The organism is Ruegeria sp. O4 (assembly GCF_056535125.1).
This window is the reverse complement of record NZ_JBQERO010000031.1, coordinates 19575-27329: the sequence shown is the minus strand read 5'-3', so window position 1 is coordinate 27329 and position 7755 is coordinate 19575. Positions and strand designations below refer to the sequence as shown.

The window sequence follows — 7755 nt, the reverse complement described above, 5'->3', positions numbered from 1 at the left end:
AACACCTAGGTATCGGACGGGTGGGGCGAACAAGATGAAACCGTCTGTTTGTTCGCATTGTGGTAATTGTCGTGGTCAATTGCGATCGTCAGATTTCTTCTAAAATAGTATATTTCTATTCAGTTCGCCGATGGCGCTAAGCAGAAAGAAAACGACAGCTGTCAAATCAAGACCCGCCAACCGCTGAAGCCGAGTTCCGCAATACATGGAAAGCAACGCGGCAACACCTCATTGCCCAAGGCCTAAATTGGATCACCAGATCCATTTGAGTGATGGATATTTGAAACTCTCATTCCTCGGACCCGGACAATCGGCCGGAAAATCATCAGACCTAAGCCCGATGTAGCGAAGCCGGGCCCGGGATAATCTGCCTCCAATACAGGATAACGCCTCGAACAGGATTGGAGACGAAAATGAATACCCGGAAAAGAACTGGTCAGCTTCTCAGCACGGTAGCGCTGGCGTCGCTGATTGTGATGACACCCTATGTGCCGGCTTTTGACGCAGACGGTCATCTGCGGATGGAACCTGTTTACGCGTTTGCAAAGAGCGGGAAAGGGAGTGATGGCAACGGCGGGGATGATGACCATGACAGCAACTCCGGGTCGGGCAGCGGCGGTGATCGTGACGACAATTCCGGATCGGGTAAAGGTGGTCACGACGATGATGACGACGACGACGATGACGATGATGACGATGGTTCGTCACGCTCGGGCCGGGGCGATAAGAAGGACCGGTCTCAATCTGGGGGGCAGTCATCGGGGTCGGCTGGAATAACAAAGGTCGAGACAAGCGCGAGCGGCATAGAAGTACGCTATGCTGACGGCACCAAGGAAGAGATTGAAAACGGCCGGTACGAAAGAAAGAACGCGCAGAACCGAACAGTCGAGGAACGACCGGCCACCGGTGCCGACGTTTCGCGCCTTCGGTCACTGGCAAACGGTATCTCAATCGACAGCGTGCGCTCGCCCGGGCAGAGTGGTGGCGCTGGAAGTAACCCGGCAAAAATCGAAATTCAGGGCAACAATATCGAAGTTAGTTACGCAAACGGCTGGAAAGAAGAGATCGAGGGCGGGCGTTACGAGTTGAAAGACCCGTTCAACCGGACCGTCGTAGAAAGAACCGCAACTGCGGCGGATCGCAGCAGACTTCAGGCGATTGCCAACTGAGTGACGAACTTTGGCGATTGTGCGGGGCGGTTTCTTTTCTTGAGAGACCGCCCTGGTCTTTGAGCGCCTGACCCCTAGTCTTTCTTGTTCCAGGCCTCATGCGCGATAAGAGCGGCCTCCACCCGGTTTCGCGCATGGAGCTTGGACAGGATCGCCGTCATGTAATGCTTGACGGTTTTCTCCTGTATTCCCAACTCATCGGCTATTTCCCGATTGCTCAGCCCTTTGGCGACGCGTCTTAGGATTTCTTCTTCGCGATGGGTAAGATCATCTATGGCGTCAGCTTCTTTCTGCGACCCGTTTCCGCGATTGATCTGAAGCAGCATGCGCGACGCTAGACCCGGCGAGACGAACCCTTCGCCCGAGGCGATACTGCGCAGCGAAGCTGTCAATTCGCGTGCTGTCACGCCCTTGACGATATAGCCAATGGCACCCGCCTCCAAAGCGTCTGCAACGTCACTGCTGTTTTCAGAGACCGTCAATATCGCAATGAAAGGCGGGTTTGCCATTTCAGCAATTCGACGGGTCGCGCTAATGCCGCCACCGGGCATCGACAGGTCGAGGATGGCGATGTCAGGCTGATGGGTTCGGACAAGGGAAACGGCCTCATCCGCATTTGATCCGGCGGCGAGAACTTTGAAGCCGTCGGCTTCCTCTAAAGTGCGGTGCAAACCGTCCCTGAAAATCGGGTGATCATCTGCGATAACGACGGATGTTGTCATGATGCACTCATCTTTCTGGGAAACAATGTCATAGCAACGGTGGTGCCCTCGCCCGGGGTTGATGTCACCTCGAACCGACCGCCAATGCTTTCGACCCGGTCACGCAAGCCGACAAGGCCCTGGCCCCCGTCCTCACGCAGAACCGTCTCGCCGGAGGGGGCGAACCCGGGGCCGTCGTCGCTGACCTGAACGGTGATGCGATCACCTTGTACGTCGCAGGCGACAGTGCACTGGGACGCGGGCGCATATCTTGCGGCATTGGAAAGCGTTTCCTGAAGGAACCGGAAAACGCACAACTTGCCCGAGATCGACAAGTCGGGCGACGGATTGCCCTGAAAGGAAATACCGGGGCGAAAAGGGCTGTGTTCAGAATGGTCCTCGACAGCTCTTTTTACCACATCAACGAGCGCCAGATTTTCGATGTCTGGCGCGAACAACCCCCGTGACAAGGCGCGAATTTCTGCCAAAGACTTCTGCAAAGATTGCTGAATTTCTTCGGCCTCGGTGGACATCTCCGGCCTGTCGCCGAATGCAGCCTCCAGTCGAAGGGCGGCGAGGGACAGGTATTGGGCAGGGCCGTCATGCAGTTCCGCGCCGAGTTTCCTGAGGAACCTGTCCGTTTGCGCAGCATATCTTTCCGATGCATCAATGACGCGCGACCGCAGCATGGCATTCTGTGCGGCCATCTTTTCACTTTCGGCAAGACGATCGTTCAGAAGGCGCCCTTGCCGTCGAATGGTGTTGTCGCCGATTGCGACAATGGAAAACAGAACAATCGTGCTTGCCGCAAAGGCCGAGCCAACGATCAACCAGCTTGTTCTTCGGGCTCTGGCCATGTCCAGTTCCAGCTGATCGGCCTTTTCATAAAACTCGGCGACCGCGATGATTTTCCCCGACCAGATTTCGCGAATGGGGCTGTAGACTTCCAGCAATGGAATGCCAAGTGCAGCCTCTGCCGCGCTTTCTTCATCGTCCAGCTCTTCAAATGAGCCCGAGATTTCTCCAGCCCATGCGCGTTTCAGGTCGTCTGTTGGCTCGAATCGGCGACCGATGATGGCGGAATCCGATGCGTATGCAATCTCGCCATCCTGTTTCCAGAACTTGTACGAGGCAATGCGTTCGCGCATCGGCTGGGTCATGAAAATCTCGTCCAGCGCCCGGCTGGCCTGTTCGGAAAGGCGGTCTCCATGCGCCAGTTCCTGGCTGAGTGGGGACAAAATGCTTTCCATGTACAATGCGGCCGAATTGGCGGAGTTCTGTACAACCGCGTTTTCGATCCGGTTCGATACCCAGTGACCAACAAACACCGTAGCAGTCCCCATGACTGCAACACTTGCCGCGAGAAAAACGCGCGACAAAGACCAGTTGCCAATTGTCAGGTCGGTAATTTTGGGTCTCATTTCGCAATCGACTATGAACGACAATTGTTTGACGCGCTACAGACCATGGTCTGATGCGCTTCTCCAATGTTCCAAACCTGATGCGCGGGTCGGGACTTGGTCCTTTTGGGTGCGCCCCGGCAGGTTCCCGCGTCCCGATCCCAGACCCGGTTCAACGGGTTTTCAAACACTCCGACAGGGTTTGCGCCATGTTACGAATGACTTGCGGGTACAGAGACGGCCCGGGTTCCAGTGCCGAGCCCAGTGGATCGATCACACCGGATTGCGCCGATGTTCCATCCAACACGGTCTCGACGATGCCCGGATTGAACTGTGGTTCAGACAATACGCAGTTGATGCCTTCGGCGTGAATGCGACCTTGAATAGCGGCAATACGCGCGGGGCTTGGGTCGGACGCGTCGCTCAGGGAAATCGCGCCCGATGCGGGGAAATCGAACGCGACCTCAAAATACTGGTAGGCATCATGAAACACGATGAAGTTGCCGCCGCGAACCGGTTCAAGCAACTCTGCCACTTCTGCGGAAAGCGCGGTCATTTCTTCGCGCGCCGCTTTGGCATTTGCCAAATACGCAGCGGCGTTGTCGGGATCCGTTGACGACAGTTGATCCGCGATCAGGGTCAGCCAGGCTTTGGCATTCGTTGGCGACAGCCAGGCATGTGGGTCATGATCGTCATGATCGTCATGATCGTCATGATCGTCATGACCTTCGTGATCGTCATGGTCTTCGTGACCCGTATCGTCCGCGTGATCATGCGCCTCAAACAATGCGTCTTCCCGGAACTCAAGAAGCCCCGTACCCTTTGCGTCCAATAGGGCAGTGGCGGTCGCGCCTTGGGCAAGAGTTTCTATCGCGCTGTCCAGCCACGGCGTCAGGTCTTCTCCTACCCAGAACACCAGATCGGCGTTTTGCAACGCGGCCGCCTCGGACGGGCGCAGATTGTATTCATGCGGCGAGGCACCCGGTGCGACGATCAGGGCAGGTGTGCCGACACCCTCCATGACACGGGCCACCAGCGAATGAACCGGGGCAATGTCCGCGGCAACGTTTGGCGCATCTGCGCGGGCCGGTCCACACAGCAGTGCAACTGTGATCGACAATGGAAGAAGAAGCGTTCTGGACATCGGGCCCTCTGTGTGATTTTATAACATTTCAAGTGGCAATACATGATATGAAATAACATGACAAGTGATGTGCACCCAGAACCTGGCAAAGACACCGCCCCGGTCGGGTTTCAGGAACATGACCACCAGAGTTGTGTCGCAACGGCCCTGGCATCCGCCGAAGCCCGGTGCAAAGAAGAAGGGCTGCGGCTGACGCCGGTTCGCCGCAAGGTTCTTGAGATGTTATTGCAAGAACATCGCGCCCTTGGTGCCTATACAATCCTTGACCGGTTGCGCGACGAAGGGTTCGGGTCCCAGCCTCCGGTCGCTTATCGGGCGCTGGAGTTTCTTGTACAAAACGGCTTTGTCCACAAGATCGAGCGGCTGAACGCGTTTGTCGCCTGCTCTCATCCCGGCGCGGCGCATTCACCTGCTTTCATGATCTGCCGAAAATGCGACGCCGTAGCCGAGGCGCAGTCTGCCCCGTCCAAAGGTGTTCTTGGCGCTGCCGCGCGCGCGGCGGGTTTCGAGATCGAGCGAACGGTTGTAGAGGCTGAAGGTCTCTGCCCCGACTGCACCGAAAAGGCATAAAGATGGCCCTGATCACTGTCGAGAAACTCAGCGTCCGCTATGGCGCGCATACCGTGCTGCATCATGTGGATATGGTCATTGAACCGGGTGAAATCGTGACCATCGTTGGCCCGAACGGATCAGGCAAGACCAGCCTGCTGCGCGCCATTATCGGTGCGACACGGCCTTGTGCCGGTCAAGTGTCACTGAAGCCCGGATTGAAAATCGGCTATGTGCCGCAGAAGCTGCATGTCGATCCGACTTTGCCAATTTCCGTCGAAAGGTTCATGCGTCTGACCGATCCTGTGTCGCGCAGGCAATGTGTCGAGGCGCTTGAATCGGCGGGTGTGCCGGATCTGTTGAAACGTCAGATGTCGCAGCTGTCCGGTGGACAGTTCCAGCGGGTGCTGCTGGCCAGAGCTTTGATCAACCGCCCGGACATATTGTTGCTGGACGAAGCGACACAGGGGTTGGACCAACGGGGGTCGGCCAGCTTTTACCAGCAGATCGAGGCTGTCCGGCGCGAGACCGGATGCGCCATTCTGATGATCAGCCACGAACTGCACGTGGTCATGAGCGCGTCGGACCGGGTGATATGCCTCAATGGGCATGTCTGTTGCGAAGGATCGCCGGCCGTGGTCGCCTCGGCGCCCGAGTATCGGGCCTTGTTCGGAACCGGAACAGGCGGTGCGCTTGCCCTTTATCGTCATGAACATGATCACAATCATGATCATGACCATGATGCGAACCCACAGGAAGCGGCGGAATAATGCTGGATGATTTCATGATGCGGGCAACGCTCGCAGGTATTGGCGTGGCGTTTGCCGCGGCCCCCCTTGGGTGTTTTGTCGTATGGCGTCGCATGGCGTATTTCGGCGATGCAACCGCACATGCCGCAATTCTGGGCGTGGCCCTATCCCTGACGTTTCAGATGTCGATCTTCACGGGTGCGCTGGCTGTCGCTTTGGTCATGGCGCTGACCGTTTCGCTTTTGGCCGGTCGCGGTTATGCGATGGACACGCTGCTGGGGGTTCTGGCGCATTCTGCGCTGGCCTTCGGGCTGGTTGCAGTTTCATTCCTGTCCGGTGTCCGGATTGACCTGATGGCATATCTGTTTGGGGATATTCTGGCGGTCTCCCGTTCTGATCTGATCGTGATCTGGGGCGGTGCGGCGCTTGTGGTGGCGCTGATTGTCTGGCGTTGGGCGCAACTTCTGACCGCGACATTGAACGAAGAACTGGCTTACGCCAGCGGATTCGATCCAAGACGAGAGCAACTGATCCTGACCCTGTCTCTTGCCGTGACCGTGGCGGTGGCGATCAAGGTTGTGGGTGTATTGCTGATCGCCGCAATGCTGATCATTCCGGCGGCAGCGGCGCGTAACCTTGCGCGGTCACCAGAAACGATGGCCTTGATCGCGGCGGGAATAGGCGCGCTTTCAGCCATCACGGGGTTAAGGGCTGCGTATGTTTTCGACACTCCGGCAGGGCCTTCGATCGTCTGCGTTGCCGCGATCATGTTTGCGTGCCTTAGCCTGATTGGATGGCGAACACAGGATAGGGCTTAAAGGTTCCGTAGGTCTTCGCGGCCGTAGCATCCCGGTCATCCGGTAATGTGACCAAAGCGAAAACGCCACGAAAAAAGGCCCGCAAACCTGCGGGCCTTGATGCATTTCTACCCGCGTCGTTTACTGCGGGATATCGCCTTCCAACCCTTCGACATAGAAGTTCATACCGGCCAGCGTACCGTCGTCGGCTACTTCGCCTTCGGCCAGCCAGTCGCTGCCGTCCTGCTTCTTCAGCGGTCCGGTAAAGGCATGATAGCTGCCATCGGCCAGCGCCGCTTTCAGGGCCAGTGCCTCTTCTTTGATGTCCGCAGGAACTGCATCCGAAATCTCACCGATTTCTACCATGCCCGGCCCGATACCGTCCCAGGTATTGGACGAGGTCCAGGTGCCGTCCATCACAGCTCGCGTGCGCGCAATGTAATAGGGTCCCCAGTTGTCGATGATCGAGGAAACACGCGGTTTGGGGGCGTATTCGCTCATATCCGAAGCCTGACCGAAGGTGATCACGTTGCCCGCCTCTTGTGCAGCGGCCTGCGGAGCGGTCGAGTCAGTGTGCTGCAGGATCACGTCGGCGCCCTGTTCGATCAGAACAGATGCGGCGTCAGCTTCTTTTGCCGGGTCGAACCAGGTATAGGCCCAGACGATCTTGAACTGGACATCCGGGTTTGCCTTCTTGGCGTGGATATAGGCCGAGTTGATACCGCGGATCACCTCGGGGATCGGATAAGACCCGATATAGCCGATGATGTTCGATTCGGTCATTCTACCCGCGATATGCCCCTGAACCGCGCGGCCTTCGTAGAAACGCGCTGAATAGACCGAGACGTTGTCGGCGGTCTTGTAGCCGGTCGCGTGCTCGAACTTCACGTTCGGGAATTTCTTGGCCACATTGATGGTTGGATCCATATAGCCGAACGAGGTGGTAAAGATCAGATCCGCGCCTTCCAGCGCCATCTGGGTCATCACGCGCTCGGCGTCGGGGCCTTCGGGTACTGATTCAACGAATACAGTCTCGACCTTGTCGCCGAACTCTTCTTCGATCGCCAAACGGCCTTTGTTGTGTTCATAGGTCCAGCCACCGTCGCCGACAGGGCCGACATAGACAAAACCGACCTTGGTCTTGTCTTGCGCCACTGCACCGGTCGCAAGACCAAGCGCTATCGCGGCAGTTGTCAGAAGTGATTTGAATTTCATGTAGTTACTCCCCAAGTTGGTTCAGTTGGCC

The 7755-nt window shown here is 57.1% G+C and carries 8 protein-coding genes; 4 read left to right on the top strand and 4 right to left on the bottom strand.

Annotated elements, in window-relative coordinates; all coding sequences use genetic code 11:
• The first annotated feature begins 413 nt into the window (after positions 1-413).
• Positions 414-1169 carry a hypothetical protein gene (locus tag ACR0J7_RS19925; RefSeq protein WP_480901106.1) on the top strand — a complete coding sequence of 252 codons (756 nt, stop codon included), beginning with the start codon at positions 414-416 and terminating at the stop codon, positions 1167-1169.
• 74 nt (positions 1170-1243) lie between these two features.
• Here ACR0J7_RS19925 and ACR0J7_RS19920 read toward each other — a convergent pair whose 3' ends face one another.
• From ACR0J7_RS19920 to ACR0J7_RS19910, 3 genes are all read right to left on the bottom strand, one after another.
• Positions 1244-1891 carry a response regulator gene (locus ACR0J7_RS19920; RefSeq protein ID WP_480774468.1) on the bottom strand — a complete coding sequence of 216 codons (648 nt, stop codon included), beginning with the start codon at positions 1889-1891 and terminating at the stop codon, positions 1244-1246.
• Positions 1888-3213, bottom strand: a complete 1326-nt coding sequence (locus ACR0J7_RS19915; protein WP_480901105.1) for a sensor histidine kinase — start codon at positions 3211-3213, stop codon at positions 1888-1890. Before ACR0J7_RS19915 ends, ACR0J7_RS19920 begins: the two co-directional genes overlap by 4 nt.
• Before the next feature lie 229 nt (positions 3214-3442).
• A complete protein-coding gene (locus ACR0J7_RS19910) occupies positions 3443-4414 on the bottom strand; it encodes a zinc ABC transporter substrate-binding protein (protein WP_480915429.1) in 972 nt (323 codons plus the stop codon).
• A 57-nt stretch (positions 4415-4471) separates the two neighbouring features.
• Here ACR0J7_RS19910 and ACR0J7_RS19905 point away from each other — a divergent pair, with 57 nt between their 5' ends.
• The 3 genes from ACR0J7_RS19905 to ACR0J7_RS19895 are packed head-to-tail and all read left to right on the top strand — an operon-like array spanning position 4472 to position 6530.
• Entirely contained in the window at positions 4472-4984 is a 513-nt protein-coding gene (locus ACR0J7_RS19905; protein ID WP_480901103.1) for a Fur family transcriptional regulator, read from the top strand.
• A gap of 2 nt (positions 4985-4986) precedes the next feature.
• Entirely contained in the window at positions 4987-5733 is a 747-nt protein-coding gene (locus ACR0J7_RS19900) for a metal ABC transporter ATP-binding protein (protein ID WP_480915427.1), read from the top strand.
• Positions 5733-6530, top strand: a complete 798-nt coding sequence (locus tag ACR0J7_RS19895; RefSeq protein WP_480915425.1) for a metal ABC transporter permease — start codon at positions 5733-5735, stop codon at positions 6528-6530. The genes ACR0J7_RS19900 and ACR0J7_RS19895 overlap by 1 nt, the downstream gene beginning before the upstream one ends.
• Positions 6531-6650: 120 nt before the next feature.
• On the opposite strand, the gene ACR0J7_RS19890 is transcribed toward ACR0J7_RS19895, so the two are convergent.
• Positions 6651-7724, bottom strand: a complete 1074-nt coding sequence (locus ACR0J7_RS19890) for a BMP family ABC transporter substrate-binding protein (RefSeq protein WP_480488997.1) — start codon at positions 7722-7724, stop codon at positions 6651-6653.
• Positions 7725-7755 lie beyond the last annotated feature (31 nt).